Genomic DNA, 17,900 nt, shown 5'->3' with positions numbered 1-17,900 from the left:
GTTTTTATAGTAAGAAGGGATCCTCATGGGTGAACATCCAGCGACACTGGCGTTAAAAGGCACCATGCGCCGGTCAGAGGCAGTCTCGTCCATCGCGCCCGGCGACGAGGAGATACGAAAAAGCAAGGCCAGCCTTTCCGGTGGTCTTGCTTTTTTTGTAACCTACTGTTTTGATTCGTAATTGTTCTGACTCGTAACCGTTGTGTTTTTTCGTCCCTTGCGATCACTGACTGTACGCCTGCTCGCGGTGGTCAGTCAGCAAGCGGACCACGCTCTCCCTGTCCGGCGCCTGGTTGATCTCCGCCCGAAGACGCGAGGCGCCGCGGATTCCTTTTAAGTACCAACTCAGATGGCCACGCATTTCCCGGACGCCGCGGTCCTCCCCTTTGAGGGTGACGATGTGCTCCAGATGGATGAGGGCCTGGTTGATCCGCGCCTCCGGCGAGGGCGGCGCCGGCATCTCACCGGTCTCAGCCCAGTGGACCAGGCGGGAAAAGATCCAGGGGTTGCCCATACAGCCGCGGCCGATCATGACGGCGGCGCAGCCGGTTTCGTCCAGCATGCGCAAGGCGTCGTCGGGCGTCCAGACATCGCCGTTGCCGATGACCGGGATGGACACCTGACGGACTGTTTCGGCGATAATCGACCAGTCGGCCTGGCCCGAGTAAAACATCTCCCGCGTCCGCCCGTGCACCGTCAATGCCTGGACGCCCACGGCCTCCAGGCGTCGGGCCAGTTCGGGGGCGACGATGCGCCCTGTCGACCAGCCGGTCCGCATCTTCACGGTGACAGGGACCTGGACGGCCTTGACGACCGCCTCGGCGATCTCAACGGCCAGGTCCGGCGTCTTTAACAAGCAGGAGCCTTCGCCGTTGCGGACGACCTTGGGCGCCGGGCAGCCCATGTTGATGTCGATGATCGGTGCCCCGGCGTTCTCAACAATGCGGGCCGCCTCAGCCATCACGGCCGGCTCAGCGCCGAAGATCTGGACGGCGATGGGCCGGGGCTCACCGGTGATGTCCAGGAGTTCCATCGTGTTGCGGTTGGCGTAGGTAAGCGCCTTGTCAGAGATCATCTCCGTGTAGACGAGGGGGCAGCGATGATCCTTTAACACCGCTCGAAAGGGCTTGTCGGTGACGCCAGCCATCGGCGCCGCCACAAAAGGCGGGAAAACCGACCAGGGGCCGATGCGCATCGGCGCAAGGCCCTTCGTTTTTACCGCTTCCCGCACGCTCGCTGTCTGCTCGGGATGAACGGACTCAGGAGATGTCTCAATCACTGGATGGTTTGGCAAAGGCAGTTCCTCCGGTTTCGCCTGCGCGCGGCTTCAATTCCGCCCCGTTATGTTTATTTCTTCCGAGAACGTTGGTAGATGATGCGCAACCCCTCCAACGTGAGTAAGGGGTCGATCATGTCCACAGCGACCGTCTCCGGGGCGATCAGGTCCGCCATCTCGCCCGTGGCAATAACGCGGGTTTTATCGCCCAGTTCCGCCTTCATTCGACCGACGATGCCGTCCACCTGGCCGGCGAAGCCGTAGATGATGCCGGACTGCATGCCGGAGATGGTGTTCTTGGCGATCACACGGTGCGGCTTGACCAGTTCGATGCGGGGGAGTTTGGCCGCCCGGGCAAAGAGGGCCTCCGTCGAAACGGCCACCCCAGGGGCGATGGCCCCGCCCAGGTACTCCCCTTTTTCCGAGATGACGTCAAAGGTGGTCGCCGTGCCGAAGTCGACGACGATCACCGGACCGCCGTAGCGCTCAAAGGCGGCGATGGCGTTGACGACCCGGTCGGCGCCCAGTTCCTTCGGATTTTCCATGACGATGGGCAGGCCGGTGCGGATGCCTGGTCCCACGATGAGCGGCTGAAGACCGAAGTAACTGCGGCTCATCCGCTCCAGCGTCGGCATCAGGGGAGGAACAACCGAGGCGATGACGATGGCCTCGATGGCCCTAGGATCAATGCTATCGAAGCGGAAGAGGTTGCGGATCAGGATGGCGTATTCGTCGGCGGTGCGATTGCGGTCTGTCGACAACTTCCAGTGGATGCGCAGTTCCGGCTGGGGTTCCAGCGCGTAGGCGCCGAGGATGATATGGGTGTTGCCCACATCAACGGCCAAAATCATAGCCCTGTCCTCCTTCCGGTCGCAAGCTTACTTCGCCGCTGATCAGCCGCCGCAGTTCGCCGCCGCCGTCGCGCACAAGCAATGCGCCGTCGCTGTCGATGCCTTCAGCTTTGCCGACCCATTCCTGCTGGCCGGCGATGACGCGAACCGTCGTTCCCATGCCGGCCGCCCGTTCCAGCCATTCCGACCGCAAGCGTTCAAAACCGGACTGGAGCCAGTGGTCATAGTCGGCTTCAAAAAAACGGAGCAGCGCCGCCAACAGGCGCGCCCGGTCCACTTTTTCACCTGTTGTCGCATGAACGGAGGTGGCCACGGCAGCCACCTCGTCGGGGAAATCGCTGGCGCTCTGGTTCACATTGATGCCGGTGCCGACGACGAGGTAGTTGACGGCCTCCATCTCGGCGTTCAGTTCCGTCAGGGTGCCGCAAAACTTTTTCCCATTCAACAGGACATCGTTGGGCCACTTGATACGCGGTTGCACGCCGACCAGCGTTTCCAAGGCCTTGCAGACGGCTACCGAGGTCAGCAGGGTCACTTGAGGCGCCAAGCCCAGCGGGACAGCCGGCCGCAGGATCATCGTAAAATAGATGCCGAGCCCGGGTGGAGAATACCATCCGCGGCCCAGGCGTCCCCGACCCTCGGTCTGTTCCTCTGCCAGGACGACAGTCCCTTCGGGCGCGCCCTGGCGGGCCAGTTCCTTGGCAGTGCGGTTGGTCGACGGGAGGCTGGCGTAAAAGTGATAGTCACGGCCAAAGCGCTTCGTCTCCAGGAGCGGCTCCACCTCTTCCGGCAGCAGGTAGGCGCTGCGGCTGCGCAGCTTGTAGCCGAGGCGGGTATGGGCGTCGATGGCGTATCCCTCCTGCCGGAGGGCGACAATATGTTTCCAGATGGCCGAGCGGCTGATGCCGAGGCGCCGGCTCAACTCTTCGCCGGAGAGAAAGCCTTCGGACGCAGACAGGGCCTCCAGGATCGCTTTACGGGACATCGTCTCTCCCCCGCTTGATCGCTTCCACATCGAGGCTGATATCGAGCGCTTTTACACTGTGGGTCAATGCGCCCATGGAGATGAGGTGAACGCCCGTCTTGGCGATCTCCAGAAGACTCTCTTCAGAGACGCCGCCGGAGGCTTCAACGAGGGCGCGGCCGCCGATCATGCGCACCGCCTCTTTCATCATCTCCGGCGCCATGTTGTCGAGCATGATGATATCGGCGTTGGCTTCCAGCGCTTCGGCGACGCCGGCCAGGTCCTCCACCTCGACCTCGATCTTTACGGTGTGAGGAACAGCCTGGCGCGCCTGGCTGACCGCCTGGTGGATGCCGCCGGCAACACGGATGTGGTTGTCCTTGATGAGGACGCCGTCAAAGAGCCCAAAGCGGTGGTTTTTGCCGCCGCCCATGCGGACGGCGTATTTTTCTAGCATTCGGAGGCCTGGCGTCGTCTTGCGGGTATCGACGATGCGAGCCTGGTAGTAGGTCACCTGTTCGACGCAGCGGGCCGTCTTGGTGGCGATTCCTGAGAGGCGCTGCAGGAAGTTGAGGGCCAGGCGCTCACCGATCAGGATGGAGCGCGCGCTACCCCAGACTTCCGCCAGCACTGTCCCCCTGTCGACCCGCTCGCCCTCTCTCACCTTGGCCTCAAAGGTCAGGCTGGGATCGACTGTGGCGAAGACGATCCGGGCCACCGGTATGCCGGCGATGACACCCGCCTCTTTCGCATGGATGATCCCCTTGGTCTGGGCATCGGCGGGCACCAGGCTCATCGTCGTCAAGTCGCCCTGGCCGATGTCCTCCCGCAAGGCCCGGAGGACTACTTCCCGGACTTCCGGTTCAAAGAGTTCCACCGTCGCACCTCCTCAACGCTTTTAAAAATCCTCACCCTGCGCTTCTGTTTTACTAGGGATTTCTCGATTCCTTCATTTTTTCTTCGTTTTTTGTGAATGCGTAGAACACGAAAAGGAGAACATGCTGTTCTCGGGGATTCGAAAAGTGATTTATCTACACTCTCTCCATTCATGGGTAGAACCAAACCTATGGACATAGGGTACTTCGCTGCTCTGCTCCTTAACAGGACAAGAGGATGTGGCGCAGCCAGGTGTCGCACCGTTCGGGATAATCGACGCGGTAGTGGCCGCCCCGACTCTCATTGCGCAGCAAAGCCGCACGGGCGGTCAATCGGCCGAGCAGGTGCATGTTGGCCGCTTCCATGGCCCGCGTCACCGTCCCTTGAACCGCCTCCCGCTCATCGATGGTGACCAGATCAGCCAGGGCCTCCGTCAAGCTGTCGGCCGAGCGCCAGAGGCCGACCTTCTCCCACATGATCTGCTGGACCGAGTTGGCGACCCGGTCGGCGGCGCGAGGATTCTCGCCGTCCGGCAGTCGCTCAAAGAGCGCCCGATTCCCCCAGGGGCCGTGAGCGAGTTCCCGCTGGGGCCACGATTCGAGCCAGCGCAAGCCGCCCTCGATGATGCGGGCGCCGAAGACGAGCCCCTCAAGCAGCGAGTTGGAGGCGAGGCGGTTGGCGCCGTGGACGCCGTTGCAGGCGGCCTCGCCGCAGACATAGAGGCGCGGGATATCGGTCTGCCCCCAGAGGTCGGTGCGCACTCCGCCCATCAAGTAGTGGGCCGCCGGCGCGACCGGGATCGGCGCTTCGGGAACAGCGATGCCGTAACTGCGGCAGGTCCGGAAGATCCAGGGGAAGCGGCCCGAAAACTCCTCCTCGCTCATATGGGACACGTCGAGAAAGACCGAGGGGGCGCCCGTTTCGGCCATCTCTTTCCAGATGGCGAGGGCGACCACATCGCGCGGGGCCAGTTCGGCCAGTTCGTGGTAACGGGGCATGAACCGCTCGCCCCGGCTGTTGCGCAACTTTCCCCCTTCTCCGCGGACCGCTTCGGAGATCAAAAAGGGCGGCTGGCCTTCCTGGGTGAGGGCGGTGGGATGGAACTGAACGAATTCCAGGTCCATGACCGATGCGCCGGCCCGGTAGGCGGCGGCGATGCCGTCACCGGTCGTCACCTCGGGGTTCGTCGAGAGCTTGTACAACTGTCCATTGCCGCCGGTCGCCAGGACGGTGAGCTTGGCCCGGTGGATATGTAAGCCCAATTCGGCGTTCCACACCAACAATCCCGCACAGTGGCCCGCCTTGTCGCGCAGCACGTCGATCAGTTGGGTGTTTTCAAAGAGCTCGATCTGCTCATGTTGCCGACACTGTTCCCAGAGGCTGCGGCGGATTTCCTCGCCGGTGGCGTCGCCGCTGGCATGGAGGATGCGTCGGCGCGAGTGGGCCCCCTCCCGGGTCAAAGCCAGTTCCCCTTCGATCGTGTCGAACTGGGTGCCCATCCGGATCAGTTCTTCCACCCGGGTCGGTCCCTCGCTGACAAGCACCTCGACAGCCATCACGTCATTGAGGCCGGCGCCAGCCTTGAGGGTATCCTGCAGGTGCAGCGAGGGCGAATCGCCACGATCCAAGGCGGCGGCGATCCCACCCTGGGCTTGTCCCGTGTTGGAGTCCTCCACCTTGCGTTTGGTCAGCAGGGACACCCGACCATAGGCGACGGCTTGCAATGCCGTGTACAGGCCGGCGATGCCGCTGCCGACGATTAAAAAGTCCGTTTCCCGTTCTGGCAATTGGTCTGGCTCGAAAGGCACAAGGTAACGCCGGAACACTCCACAGGCCCCCTTACGATGGAAAAACAGCCGCCGGCATCGCGCCGACAGCTGCCTTTTCGCTGTCTCTTCCCTATTGCGTCAGACGATGGCCAGCATGCGCTCCAGGCTTTGCAACGCCTTTTCCCGGATGACGGGATCGACGGTGATGCGCGGCCGCATCTCTTGGAGCGACCAGACCACTTTTTCGAGGCTGGTCGATTTCATGTTGGGGCAAATCAGGGTCCGCGCCGCCAGGTGAAACTCCTTCTCGGGCGCTTGTTTGCGGAGCGGGTGCAGGACACCCTCTTCGGTGGCGATGATGAAGGATTTTCGCGGCGATTCGAGCGCATAGCGAATCAAGCCGGTCGTGGAGGCCACAAAATCAGCCTTGGCCACCACTTCGGGCTGGCATTCGGGATGGACGAGCACTTCGGCGTCCGGGTGGGCCGCCTTGGCCCGCTCGATATCGTCGACGCTAAGGCGGTCATGGGTGTTGCAATAGCCTTCCCAGAGGCTCATCGGACGACCGGTCTGCTTCGTGATCCAATTGCCGAGGTTGCGATCCGGCACGAAGAGGATCGGCCGGTCTTCAGGCAGGGCCGACACCACCTTGAGGGCGTTGGCCGAGGTGCAGCAGATATCGCATTCCGCCTTCACGGCGGCCGATGTGTTCACATAGGCGACCACCTGAACGCCGGGGATCTCCGCTTTGCGTTTGCGCAAGGCGTCGGCAGTGACCATATCGGCCATAGGGCAGCCGGCGTTCTCTTCCGGGAGCAGGACGATCTTCTCCGGCGAGAGGATGGCGGCGCTTTCGGCCATGAAGTGAACGCCGCAAAAAACGATCACGTCAGCGTCGGTCTTAGCAGCCTGTTGGGCCAGTTGCAGGGAGTCGCCGACAAAATCGGCCACGTCCTGCACCTCCGGACGCTGGTAGACGTGGGCTAGAATGACAGCATTGCGCTCTTTTTTCAGTTTCGCGACGGTGTCGGACAGCGCCGCGACCGTCTCCGGATCCATCGCGCGAGGACTCAAGGGCCTACCCCTTTCGGTTTCCGGTCTGTCAACCAGACAGGCAAAGGTATGCTTTATTCTAGCCCAGCAGACTTTTGATTGTCAACCAAGTGACATGTATACAATCGCCAACGGGCCGACAAGTCCAGTTCCTTTGGCGAGCTTTCCCCGCTTGCGACAGGCGCTTCCGGCACAGGCGAATGCATGGGAACGGTTCGATTAGGCTTCGCCTGTTGGAGCCGTCTCCCCCGCTTTTTCACGGCAAGTGTCGGCGATGATGCGGTTTTGATCGTCTAAAAAGATGACCGTCGGTCGGTGCTGGCGTGCTTCCGCGTCGTCATAGATGCCATAGGTGATCAAGATAACTTTGTCTCCTGGCTGGACGAGGCGAGCGGCGGCGCCGTTGAGGCAGATTACGCCGGAACCGCGCGGACCGGGGATCACGTAGGTCTCGAAACGGGCGCCGTTGTTATTATTCACGACCTGGATCTTTTCATTCTCCAGCACGTCGACGGCGTCCATCAGGTCCTCGTCGATGGTGATGGAGCCCACATAGTTCAGGTTGGCCTCGGTGACGGTGGCCCGGTGAATTTTTGATTTATGCATGATCCGGTTCATGGGTTACACCTCCACGACGATGTTGTCGATGAGCCGCGTCTTGCCGATGCGCACCGCCAGGGCGATGAGGCACTCGCCAGTCAATGTGTCCACCGGCTGGATAAAGCGGTTGTCCACAATGGCGACATAATCGATGGCCGCCAGCGGTTCCGCCGCGATCGTCTCCGTGATCGCCTGGCGCAGTTTCCCGGCGTCCCGCTCGCCGCTCTCGACAAGGTCCCGAACGCGCGCCAGCGAACGCGAGAGAACCAGGGCCGCTTGCCGCTCCTGTGGCGACAGGTAGACGTTGCGCGAGGACATGGCCAGGCCGTCGCTCTCGCGGACGATGGGAACGCCGACGATGGAGACGGGAAGGTTCAGGTCTTCCGTCATCCGGCGAATGATGGCCAACTGCTGGGCATCCTTCTGACCGAAACAGGCCACATCAGGCCGGACGATGTTGAAGAGCTTGCAGACGACGGTGGTGACGCCCCGGAAGTGTCCCGGCCGGGAGGCGCCGCAAAGGCCTTCCGTCAGGCGCTCCACATCGACAAAGGTATGGTAGCCCTTTGGATACATCTCCCGGGCAGAGGGAGCGAAGATCACATCGACACCGACTGATTCGGCCAAACGGCTGTCCCGGGTCAGGTCTCGCGGGTACTCTTCATAGTCTTCCCCAGCGCCGAACTGGAGGGGGTTGACGAAGATGCTGACGACGACGCGGTCACAGGCCTCTCGAGCGCGGCGCATCAGGGTGAGGTGCCCTTCATGCAGATAGCCCATGGTCGGCACGAAGGCGATCGTATGGCCTTGCCGCGCCTGCTCTTTGGACCAGGCGGTCATCTCTCGGATGCTTTCGATCAGTCGCATAAAAAAATAAGTACCTCCTCCCCGCCACGAATGCCCGTCCGGACACGGTGCGGGAAGAAGGTCCTTGTTGATCAAAACAATCTAGACCTGCTTCATTTTACCCGCCGTCTCGGTCCCCGGGGGCTCCAAGCGGTTTCAAGCGGTTTCAAGCGGTTGCCTAGCATATCGGTTAAACCATTCAACCGACGCCAGCGGCGCCGGTTTCCGGGTGGCGAAACGCCAGTCAGAGGGGTACCGCTTCCCGCAGGGGGGAATACAGTCCCTTCCGTACGACCCGGAGATGGACATATTATATTGTAACGGAGCTCTTGGGGACATGCAAGACCACATCTGCCTTGTCGGGCAAACGTTCCAAGAGTTGCCTCGTCGTCTGGCCGCCGGGATGGCGGATTTCAGGGGCGATCTCCGCCAGCGGGACGAGGACGAAGCCCCGTTCCGCCATCAACGGGTGGGGAACGGTGAGATTTTCCTCTTCGATGACCGCGTCGCCGTAGAGAAGCAGATCGAGGTCGATCAGGCGCGGCCCCCACTTGATGACCCGAACGCGCCCCATAGCCTGCTCCGTCTCCAACAGCAACGCCAGCAGTTCCTGCGGCGACAGCCAGGAGAGCAAAGCGGCGGCGCCGTTGAGGAAATCATCCTGGTCGACGACGCCGACCGGTTTCGTGGCATACCAGGAGGAGTGGTCGATGACGGCCACGCCGGGCGTCCGCTGGAGCCGGCGCAAGGCCTCGGAGAGGTTTGCCGTCCTGTCGCCCATGTTGCTCCCCAAAGCGATGTAACAGCGGATCGGCGCCGGCCGGTTGATCTCGACGGCCATGGACTGGAAAAGACCGGGCACGGGCGCCTTCGGTTTCTCAACGCAGACCTTCAAGCCCCGGACCGTGGGAAAGTCGCGGTAGACGGCAATGACGATGGCCTCGGCGACGGCCTCGATCGTCGCCCGGGGCGGTCCTTCCATGATGGCCCTCACCCGGTTGTAGACCTCGCCGTAGTGGACGGAATCCTCTACGGCGTCGCTCTTGCCAGCCTGGCGCAGGTCAACCTCCAGTTCCATGTCCACCCGAAACGTTTGCCCCAACACCTGTTCTTCCGGCAAGGCGCCATGGTAGCCGTAAAAAGACATGCCCTTTAAGAGGATGCGATCCATCGCGTTTTCACCCGCCCTTTCGATCGTTACCGGCGGACCATGGCGTCGGCCATGCGAGCCGCCCGCACATTGGGCCGAACATCATGGACCCGGATGATATCGACCCCCCTGGCGATGCCAAGGACGGTTGTGGCCAAGGTCCCCTCGACCCGGTCATGGGGGGGCAGGTCGAGGGTGCGGGCGATGAGGGACTTGCGCGATGCGCCGAGGAGGATCGGTTTGCCGAGCACCCGCAGTTCTCCGAGCCGGTTCATCACGTCGAGGTTCTGTTCGTAGGTCTTGCCGAAGCCGATGCCCGGATCGACGATGATCGCCTCCGGCGGGATCCCCGCCGCTTCCGCGATCTGGAGGCTCTCTTCCAGGAAGGCGACCATCTCGCCCATCAGGTCGCTATACTCCGTGTCGCGGCGGTTATGCATCACCACGACAGGCGCGCCGTACTCGGCAGCGACCTTGGCCATCTCCGGGTCGAATTGCAAGCCCCAGATATCGTTGATGATATGCGCCCCTGCGTCGAGCGCCTGCCTTGCAGTCGCTGCCTTGTAGGTGTCGACGGAGACGGGGACGGGGCAGTTGGCGACGATCTCCCGCAAAAAGGGCATGAGCCGCTCCATTTCCTCTTCCGCCGTCAGGGCTCGATGGCCGGGCCGTGTCGATTCGGCGCCCACATCGATGATATCGGCCCCTTCGGCCACCATCTCCTCCATCCGCCGCAAGGCATCACGGACAAAGGGGTAGGAACCGCCATCGGAAAAGCTGTCGGGCGTGAGGTTCAAAATGCCCATCACCAGAGTCCGCTCACCTAGGGCCAGTTCTCTGCCGCGGCAGTCGAGGCGATAGGACCGCCGCCCGTCGTAACGCCGAAGCGCCCCCTCGATCCGGTCGGCCAACCCCTTGAGTCCAAAGGGTTGCATGCGCAGCTTGCGGCTAAGGTCACGGTACTGCCGTTCGGTGCCCATGAGGATGCAGTCCGTCTCCTCCACAGTCAGGGTACAGGTCTGCCGTCGGACCGCGCAGTCGCCGCCCCGGGCCAGCATCTCCTGTTTCAGCAGGTTGGCTGCCTTGGCAGGCACGCCGTTGACCCGGAGGATGCGGTGTATCCCCTTGTCGGCCATGATGGCCGTACCGGCGGGATCACAGCCGATGCCATCGATCAACCGCGTAAGTTCCTCGCTGTGTTGGACTTCGATGATCTGTACCGTTTTGATCGCAATCCCTCCCCCCAGGAAGATGAAATCTCTTTTAATAAACTAGCTAATATACCAGCCGTTCCTGCTTCAGCCGCCAGCGGCACTCCGCCTTTCCACCGCAACGGCAACAGAGTCGCGAGTGGACATCCGCCAAGGCGAGGATCCGCCCCAGGAAGCTGTCGCTGCGGTTTTTCCCTTTTTTCCGGTGGTTGACGATGGCCTCGGCGATGACGGCCTTCTCGATCTCGCTGTAGCCGCATTCCTCGAGCACACCCAGGCAGAGGCGCGCCCCCACCTCGGCGTGGTCTTCGCCGTCTTCGTATTGTTTCCACTTGCCCATGTCGTGCAGGAGGGCCGCTGCATAGATGACCTCTTTGGCCGCCTGACTCCGGCCAGGGTGGCCGAGAAAACAGGCAAAGGCGTCATAGTCCTCCGGTTCTTCGAGGGCGAGGATATAAGCGATACGAGCCACATCGAGCAGATGGGTCATGTCATGACGACAGAAGCGGCGGCTCGCTTCCATCTCCTCATTGCGGGAAAGGCAATCAATGAAGCGCGGATGATCCAGGATTTTTTGCGCCCGTTCCAGCAGAGTCCCCTCCCGAACGTTTTTCCGATCGAAATGATGGGTGAGTTCGCATGAGTAAATGGTCAATGGGTGATTGATAAATAGGTGACTGGTGATTGAGTGACTGATACGTGGGTGACTGGTGGTTGGGTGACTGGTACGTAGGTGGGTACATCGATCGGTGGAAAACAAGCATCCCCGGTTCTTATCCCGGGGATGGCTGTTTGCGGTGGCTGCCTCGCTGACTTCGGCGATCAGAAGAGCCCCACGATCTTCCCGTTCTCGTCGATGTCGATAGAACAGGCGGCTGGCCCTTTCGGCAAGCCCGGCATGGTCATGATCGCGCCGGTGATGACGACGAGGAAGCCGGCCCCTGCCGAGAGGCGCACCTCCCGGACCGTGACGGTAAAGCCCTCGGGACGACCGATTTTGGTCATGTCATCCGAGAGGGAGTACTGTGTCTTGGCCATACAGACCGGCAAGGCGCCGTAACCCAGATCGGTGAAGGTCTTGATATGCTTCTCCGCTTCTGCGGTATAAGCGACGGCTTCCCCGCCGTAGACCTCGCGGACGATAGCAGCGATCTTTTCCTTGATCGGCAGATTGCTGTCATAGAGGACGCCGAAATTGGAGGGTTTCGTCTCGATGGCGGCGACGACTTTTTCGGCCAGTTCGCGACCGCCCTCGCCGCCCTTGGCCCACACCTCGGACAGGGCCACATCGATGCCCATCTGCCGACACCGTTCATAGACGTAATCGAGTTCCGCCTTGGTGTCCGTCGGGAAGGCGTTGATGGCCACGACAGCCGGCACACCAAACTTGGCTACGTTTTCAATATGTTTTTCCAGGTTGCCGAAGCCCTTTGCCAGGGCCTCCAGGTTCTCCCGGTTCAGGTCAGCTTTGGCGACACCGCCGTGGGACTTGAGCGCCCGGACGGTGGCGACGATGACGGTGCAATCCGGTTTCAGCCCGGCGAAGCGGCACTTGAGGTTGAAAAACTTTTCTGCCCCCAAGTCGGCGCCGAAACCGGCCTCAGTGACACAGTAGTCGCCCAACTTCAGGGCCAGTTGGGTCGCCGTGACAGAGTTGCAGCCATGGGCGATGTTGGCGAAAGGACCGCCGTGAACGAAGGCCGGCGTGTGCTCCAAGGTCTGGACGAGGTTCGGCTTGATGGCGTCTTTGAGCAGGACAGCCATGGAGCCCTGGGCCTCCAGGTCAGCGGCGGTGACCGGCCTGCCGTCATAGGTGTAGGCGACGACGATCTTGGCGCAGCGCGCTTTCAGGTCCATCAGATCCTTGGATAGGCAGAGGATGGCCATGATCTCCGAGGCGACAGTGATGTCAAAGCCGGACTCACGGGGAACGCCGTCGGTGCGACCGCCCAGACCGACAATCACCTTGCGCAGCGCCCGGTCGTTCAAGTCGAGCACCCGGCGGAAGACAACCTGCCGGGGGTCGATGTTCAAGGGGTTGCCCTGCTGCAAACTGTTGTCGAGCATGGCGGCCAGCAGGTTGTGGGCCGATGTGATGGCATGGAAATCACCGGTGAAGTGGAGGTTGATATCTTCCATGGGGACGATCTGGGCATAGCCGCCGCCGGCGGCGCCGCCCTTGACGCCGAAGCTGGGTCCCAGAGAGGGCTCCCGCAGGGCGATGACCACCTTTTTCCCTAGACGGTGCAAGGCGTCACCGAGGCCGACCGTCGTCGTCGTTTTCCCTTCGCCGGCCGGCGTCGGGTTGATGGCGGTAACGAGGATCAACTTCCCCTCCCGGCGCTCTTTCAGCCGGTCGAACGCTTTCAAGGAGATTTTGGCCTTGTAATTGCCGTACAGTTCCACTTCGTTCTCAGGGATGCCGAGACTGCGCGCCACATCCATAATCGGTTGCAGCGTCGCCTCCTGGGCGATTTCGATGTCTGTCTTCAAGGGAGGCCCCTCCTACACTGTTGATCGTCCCTCTTATTTCGGCGATTGGGCTGTTTTTCCTTCCAATCATCAAGGATTGGTTCTGAAACGTCGAAACGATCAGCCTTTTAATTTGGCCGCTTGCTTGGCCAGGAAACGCTCCGTCTGAATGACAAAACGGTGGTGCACGCCTTCACCGATCTTTTCGGCTTCGTCATAGGCGACGACCTTGAAGACCAGCTTCTTGCCGTCCACCTCGGTCAGTTCCGCCTCGCAGCGCGCCGTCATCCCCACAGGGGTCGCCGCCAGATGGCTCGCCGCGATGTAGGTCCCCACCGTCGCCATCCCTTCCGGAAGCAGCGGGTCGACAGCCGCCAGGGCGGCCCCTTCCATCAGTCCGATCATCGCCGGCGTAGCATAGACCGCGACGCCGCCCGACCCATACTTGATGGCCGTATTGTCGGCAGTGACCTTCTCCTCTTTAAAACCTTTGAGTCCAATTTTAATGTTTTCCATTCGTGATGCCTCCTTACTGTAGTGACTTGAGTTACCTGCCGTGACGATAATTTGCCAAGATCGCTCTTTCTACGCGCATAGCGGAGTGAACGATAAAAGCAATGTGACACTTAGGGTAACCCCGGGTGTATTAGCGGAGTGAGCGGTTTGGGCGGAGCGGCGTCGAGAGCGCAGGTTGCGGAGCGGAAAAGCGCGCCATGACAATCGCAAATACCCCAGAGGTTTGGCGCGCCCGCGCAACAACCAAGCGAACAGCCGCCCAGCCCTTAGCGAACGGAGCTAATACACCCAGGTTTACCGCAAAAGGATCGGCGAAAACTCCTCGCAAGCCTGACGCACTGAATGGGTTGCTAAGCGGCAATGCTACCGGTAAATCGCCGCCAACGCCTCTTCGACCGTCGGATAACGAAACGGATAGCCTCCCGCAATGAGCCGCTCCGGCAGGACGCGCTGGCCGTTGAGCAGCATCTCGTCGGCCATCTCGCCAAAGGCCAGCCGGAGGGCAAAAGCCGGAACGGTTGCCCACGCCCGCCCCCCCAATCGCGCCGCTAAGGCATGGGAAAATTCCGCCATTGTTACTGGGTTGGGGGTGCAGAGGTTATAGGCGCCAGACATCGATGCTACCTCCATGACCTTGTCGATGACGGCGAGCACATCGTCACGGTGAACCCAGGAGAGCCACTGGCGTCCTGATCCGACGACGCCGCCCAAGCCGAGGCGAAAGAGCTTGTCCATTCTTGCCAGCATCCCCCCGCCAGGCGCCAAAACGACGCCCAGGCGCAACCGGATCAGGCGTATCCCGAAGAGCGTCGCCGCTTCGGCCTCTGCCTCCCACTGGCGACAGACTTCCGCCAAAAAGCCGTTGCCGGGCCCATCGTCCTCTGTGAAGGTGGCCTGCTCGTCTGTTCCATAATAGCCCACAGCCGATGCGTTGATCAACAGTCTAGGGCCGCTGTCGCCCCGTTCCCGCTGTTTCTGGCAGGCAGAGACGATCTGGCTTGTCAGTTTGACTCTGCTGTCGATGATACGGGCTTTTGTCGCATCCGTCCATCGGCTGCCACCAATATTTTCCCCAGCCAGGTTGATGACTATTTCCACATCGTCCAAAGATTCCGCCGGAAAGCAACCATTCTTCATCGACCACCAGCGGACTCGCCGGTCTTTTCCTTCGCTCCGCGACAACAGCGACAGGTGATGACCCTTCTTGATCAAGTGATCGACAAGGGCGCCACCGACAAAGCCTGTCCCCCCTGTGATCAGGATATTCACTCAACCATCCTCCTTTGCCGCATCGCCGCAGCCATTACCGCCCCTACGCACATTTATGAAGGAAATGAAATAAGGAGCATCGCTTAAAGCGCGGCTCCTTATCGGTATGATAGCAAAAAATGATGTTTATCTGCCGAGTCTATTCCCGGTCAAGATGGCTGAAAAAATGAAAAAGGGGATGATGAAAACCGGCTTTCTTAGCTTTGCGTTGAAACTCTTTGAAGGCTTCGATGGCCTCCCGTTTTGCCCGCAGTCGTTCTTTGTCGCCCTTGATGTTGATCGTAAATCCGTCTTCTGTCTCTTTGATGGAGAATTCCCAGGCGCCCAGGGTTTTTTTCTGTTCACACCCGTTCAGGTTTTGCGCCTCCACCATTGTAGCGCTCACCTCCTTCACTTCTGTCGGGGATTGCATTGAGAAACTTGGGTTTACTGCCGCTGCGGTGATCGCGCGGATATATAAAATGGAATTGAACGCTTAGAAGGGACCGTAACGGTTCAGGGGCTGGCTTGAATCGCGCGGCTTCTGGCGGGAGGACCAGAGCAGGAGCGAACCGAACAAGGCGCCGATCAGTGCGGCGGCCTCCGCCTCGACAAAGAAGAGTTGTGTATAGAAGAGGGTGGCGCAGATGAGGGATGTGGAGGTTAAGATGGCGAGGACGATCCGGTTGGCCAGGCGGCTTTGGAACATGACCCCCCGCTGGATATCGCCCAGGTTGCTGACTTTCACATGCAGGTCACCAAGGTCGGCTTTTTTCAATGTACGGTGCATCAGCGTCGGCAAGCCGACCAAGGTGGCACCGTAGTTCTTCGCTCGGTTCAGCAGCAATCCAGTCAGGCCACCATCGGTGTCATCCATGAGCTTTTTGATATAGGGCGCAGCGACTTCCGCGTCCATCTCCCGGTCAAGGCCGAAGGCCACGCCGGTGACGGTAAGGACAGCCCGGCCTAAGAAGATCATATGGGCCGGGATCTGCATGGGCTGATCGTAGATGAATTCGCGGATTTCAGAGCCGAGAGGACCGAGGTTCTTGGTCCTCTCCATCTCCTTCATCTGTTCCGGTGAGTGGTGCTCCAGGAAGAACTCCATCGCCCGCCGCACCAGGTTGCGGTTTGCCGTTGGGCGTAAGAAGCCCAGGTTGCCCATGGCTTCCACCATCTTTTCGCTGTCTCGCTCGACAACGGAAAAGAGCAGGTTCTTCAGATTCTCTTTGGCCAGTGGGGTGATCTCGCCGACCATGCCGAAGTCGAGGACGACCAGGGTGCCGTCTGCCTTCACATAGAGGTTGCCCTGATGCGGGTCGGCGTGAAAAAAGCCGTCATTGACGATCATGTGCAAGAAGAGGCGGATCAGGCGCTGACCCATCTCCTTGCGTTCGATTCCGTTTGCTTCAAGAAACTCGTAATCATCCGCCTTGCGCCCGTCGATGAATTCCATGGTGAGGATGCGGCGGGTGGAGTATTTGCTGTAGATCTTCGGTATGTACACATTCTCAAAGACGGCAAGGTTTTTACGGAATCGTTCGGCATGAGACGCTTCCAGCCGGTAATCGAGTTCGTCGGAGAAGGTCTGCTGCATCTCCCGGTAAATCGCGTCCATGTCCATCTGGCTGGAGATATCCGTGAAGATTTTGGCCAGAAGCATCGTCAACTGGATGGCTTCGAAGTCAGCCTGGATGATCTCATGGATCTGGGGCCGCAACACTTTCACGGCCACCTGTTCGCCGGTGGGAAGCAGGGCCCGGTGAACCTGTCCTAGCGACGCAGCCGCCAATGGCGTCGGATCAAACTCGGTAAAGAGCGCCTCCACCGCCTGCCCCAGGTCCTCGCGGATGGTCTTTTCAATGTGCTCATAGGGCGCAGGCGGGACGGCATCCTGCAGTTGGGAGAGCTCACTGGTCACTTCGACGGGAAGTACGTCCACCCGGGTGGCGAAGAACTGGCCTGCCTTGATCAGGAGACCTCCCAGTTCAGTCGCGGTTTTGCAGAAGCGGATACCCATTCGGTGGTAGAGGCTTGACCAGCGTTGTGCCCGCTCTTCCCGGTCTAAGCGACCCTCCCGGCGCCTGAGCCACCAAAACTGGATGAAGAAGAGAACAAACATGCTGGTAATGCGCCAGATGCGATAGTATCGATTCATGAAGTCGCTCCTTGAATTATGCTTCGTTGAAACCTTTTGCGCGCGCGAAGGATGCTGTGAACGGAGCGGATTCGCGACATCGTCTGTCGTTGTGTGATAAATATCATGGTTATTTTTAAAGTATAAGGAACGAGACGGATTTGTAAAGGTTTTTCTGATACCTTAACATTCCAGATTCCGTAATCATTCGGAAATGGCGATCTGACAAGGGAGTTTTTACGAAATGTTCTTTAGCGCTACCTCAAAGCTCTCGCCCAATACAGAAACCGAGATATCTATAGTGTATTCGTCTCCAGCCAAGCCGATTCCTGCTTGTTTCATTCCCGCAAATCGAAGGGAAAGGAAATCAAAAAGAGCCGACGCGTCACGCGCCAGCTCTTTGGATAACGAAAGGATGTTTACTCCACGATCCAGCCTTGCAGGCTCCGGTCCCACTCGACCAGTTCGGCCGGGTCGAAGTAGATGGAGAGTTCCCGCTCGGCAGAAGCCGGAGAATCGGATCCATGGATAATGTTGCGGCCGATATCGACGGCATAGGCGCCGCGGATGGTTCCCGGGGCTGCCTTGGCAGGGTTGGTGGCGCCCATCATGTCCCGGGAGACGGAGACGACGTCTTTCCCCTCCCAACACATGGCCACAACAGGGCCGGAAGTGATGTACTCGACAAGACCGGTGAAGAAGGGCTTGCCCACATGCTCGGCATAGTGCTTCTCCGCCATCTCCTTGGTCAGGCGGAGGAATTTCATGCCCACCAGTTTGAAGCCTTTTTTCTCGAAGCGGCTGATGATTTCCCCGACGAGTCCGCGTTGTACGCCGTCAGGTTTGATCATGAGATAAGTGCGTTCCATTTCAGCTTGTTCCCCTTTTTCACAAGATTCTTGATCTTCCCGTCATAAATAAAACCGGGAGC

At 60.2% G+C, this 17,900-nt stretch carries 18 protein-coding genes; 1 reads left to right on the top strand and 17 read right to left on the bottom strand.

What is annotated here, in order from left to right; genetic code table 11:
- The first annotated feature begins 25 nt into the window (after positions 1–25).
- A complete protein-coding gene (locus AC0CW1_RS12965) occupies positions 26–181 on the top strand; it encodes a hypothetical protein (protein ID WP_488183447.1) in 156 nt (51 codons plus the stop codon).
- Positions 182–223: 42 nt separating this feature from the next.
- Here the strand turns inward: AC0CW1_RS12965 and dusB are convergent, their stop codons facing one another.
- The 17 genes from dusB to ndk all read right to left on the bottom strand — a co-directional run bounded on the left by dusB (position 224) and on the right by ndk (position 17,838).
- Complete coding sequence (gene dusB, locus AC0CW1_RS12960) at positions 224–1,294, bottom strand: tRNA dihydrouridine synthase DusB (protein ID WP_488183446.1); 1,071 nt, start codon at positions 1,292–1,294, stop codon at positions 224–226.
- A 53-nt stretch (positions 1,295–1,347) separates the two neighbouring features.
- Entirely contained in the window at positions 1,348–2,127 is a 780-nt protein-coding gene (locus AC0CW1_RS12955) for a type III pantothenate kinase (RefSeq protein WP_488183445.1), read from the bottom strand.
- On the bottom strand, positions 2,111–3,112 hold the full coding sequence (locus AC0CW1_RS12950) for a biotin--[acetyl-CoA-carboxylase] ligase (protein WP_488183444.1): 1,002 nt from the start codon (positions 3,110–3,112) through the stop codon (positions 2,111–2,113). Before AC0CW1_RS12950 ends, AC0CW1_RS12955 begins: the two co-directional genes overlap by 17 nt.
- Complete coding sequence (gene nadC / locus AC0CW1_RS12945) at positions 3,102–3,968, bottom strand: carboxylating nicotinate-nucleotide diphosphorylase (RefSeq protein WP_488183443.1); 867 nt, start codon at positions 3,966–3,968, stop codon at positions 3,102–3,104. Before nadC ends, AC0CW1_RS12950 begins: the two co-directional genes overlap by 11 nt.
- Before the next feature lie 220 nt (positions 3,969–4,188).
- Complete coding sequence (gene nadB / locus AC0CW1_RS12940; RefSeq protein WP_488183442.1) at positions 4,189–5,793, bottom strand: L-aspartate oxidase; 1,605 nt, start codon at positions 5,791–5,793, stop codon at positions 4,189–4,191.
- Between the two features lie 81 nt (positions 5,794–5,874).
- Entirely contained in the window at positions 5,875–6,795 is a 921-nt protein-coding gene (gene nadA, locus AC0CW1_RS12935; protein ID WP_488184152.1) for a quinolinate synthase NadA, read from the bottom strand.
- A gap of 213 nt (positions 6,796–7,008) precedes the next feature.
- Complete coding sequence (gene panD / locus AC0CW1_RS12930) at positions 7,009–7,407, bottom strand: aspartate 1-decarboxylase (protein ID WP_488183441.1); 399 nt, start codon at positions 7,405–7,407, stop codon at positions 7,009–7,011.
- A 3-nt stretch (positions 7,408–7,410) separates the two neighbouring features.
- Complete coding sequence (panC, locus tag AC0CW1_RS12925) at positions 7,411–8,256, bottom strand: pantoate--beta-alanine ligase (RefSeq protein WP_488183440.1); 846 nt, start codon at positions 8,254–8,256, stop codon at positions 7,411–7,413.
- A gap of 289 nt (positions 8,257–8,545) precedes the next feature.
- Positions 8,546–9,406, bottom strand: coding sequence for a 2-amino-4-hydroxy-6-hydroxymethyldihydropteridine diphosphokinase (folK, locus tag AC0CW1_RS12920; RefSeq protein WP_488183439.1), 861 nt, complete (start codon positions 9,404–9,406; stop codon positions 8,546–8,548).
- Between the two features lie 26 nt (positions 9,407–9,432).
- On the bottom strand, positions 9,433–10,563 hold the full coding sequence (gene folP / locus AC0CW1_RS12915) for a dihydropteroate synthase (RefSeq protein ID WP_488183438.1): 1,131 nt from the start codon (positions 10,561–10,563) through the stop codon (positions 9,433–9,435).
- Positions 10,564–10,660: 97 nt separating this feature from the next.
- Complete coding sequence (locus tag AC0CW1_RS12910; protein ID WP_488183437.1) at positions 10,661–11,119, bottom strand: HD domain-containing protein; 459 nt, start codon at positions 11,117–11,119, stop codon at positions 10,661–10,663.
- 299 nt (positions 11,120–11,418) lie between these two features.
- The gene (locus AC0CW1_RS12905) at positions 11,419–13,089 is read right to left on the bottom strand and encodes a formate--tetrahydrofolate ligase (RefSeq protein WP_488183436.1); all 1,671 of its coding nucleotides are present in this window, start codon (positions 13,087–13,089) and stop codon (positions 11,419–11,421) included.
- A 99-nt stretch (positions 13,090–13,188) separates the two neighbouring features.
- Positions 13,189–13,584, bottom strand: a complete 396-nt coding sequence (locus AC0CW1_RS12900; protein WP_488183435.1) for a thioesterase family protein — start codon at positions 13,582–13,584, stop codon at positions 13,189–13,191.
- A gap of 363 nt (positions 13,585–13,947) precedes the next feature.
- Positions 13,948–14,853, bottom strand: coding sequence for a TIGR01777 family oxidoreductase (locus AC0CW1_RS12895; RefSeq protein WP_488183434.1), 906 nt, complete (start codon positions 14,851–14,853; stop codon positions 13,948–13,950).
- Between the two features lie 139 nt (positions 14,854–14,992).
- The gene (locus AC0CW1_RS12890; RefSeq protein ID WP_488183433.1) at positions 14,993–15,226 is read right to left on the bottom strand and encodes a hypothetical protein; all 234 of its coding nucleotides are present in this window, start codon (positions 15,224–15,226) and stop codon (positions 14,993–14,995) included.
- Positions 15,227–15,328: 102 nt separating this feature from the next.
- Positions 15,329–16,990 carry an ABC1 kinase family protein gene (locus AC0CW1_RS12885; protein ID WP_488183432.1) on the bottom strand — a complete coding sequence of 554 codons (1,662 nt, stop codon included), beginning with the start codon at positions 16,988–16,990 and terminating at the stop codon, positions 15,329–15,331.
- Positions 16,991–17,388: 398 nt separating this feature from the next.
- Complete coding sequence (gene ndk / locus AC0CW1_RS12880) at positions 17,389–17,838, bottom strand: nucleoside-diphosphate kinase (RefSeq protein ID WP_488183431.1); 450 nt, start codon at positions 17,836–17,838, stop codon at positions 17,389–17,391.
- Positions 17,839–17,900: the final 62 nt, after the last annotated feature.

The sequence above is a fragment of the Heliomicrobium sulfidophilum genome, from assembly GCF_057715735.1.
This window is presented reverse-complemented; position numbering and strand designations above follow the sequence as displayed.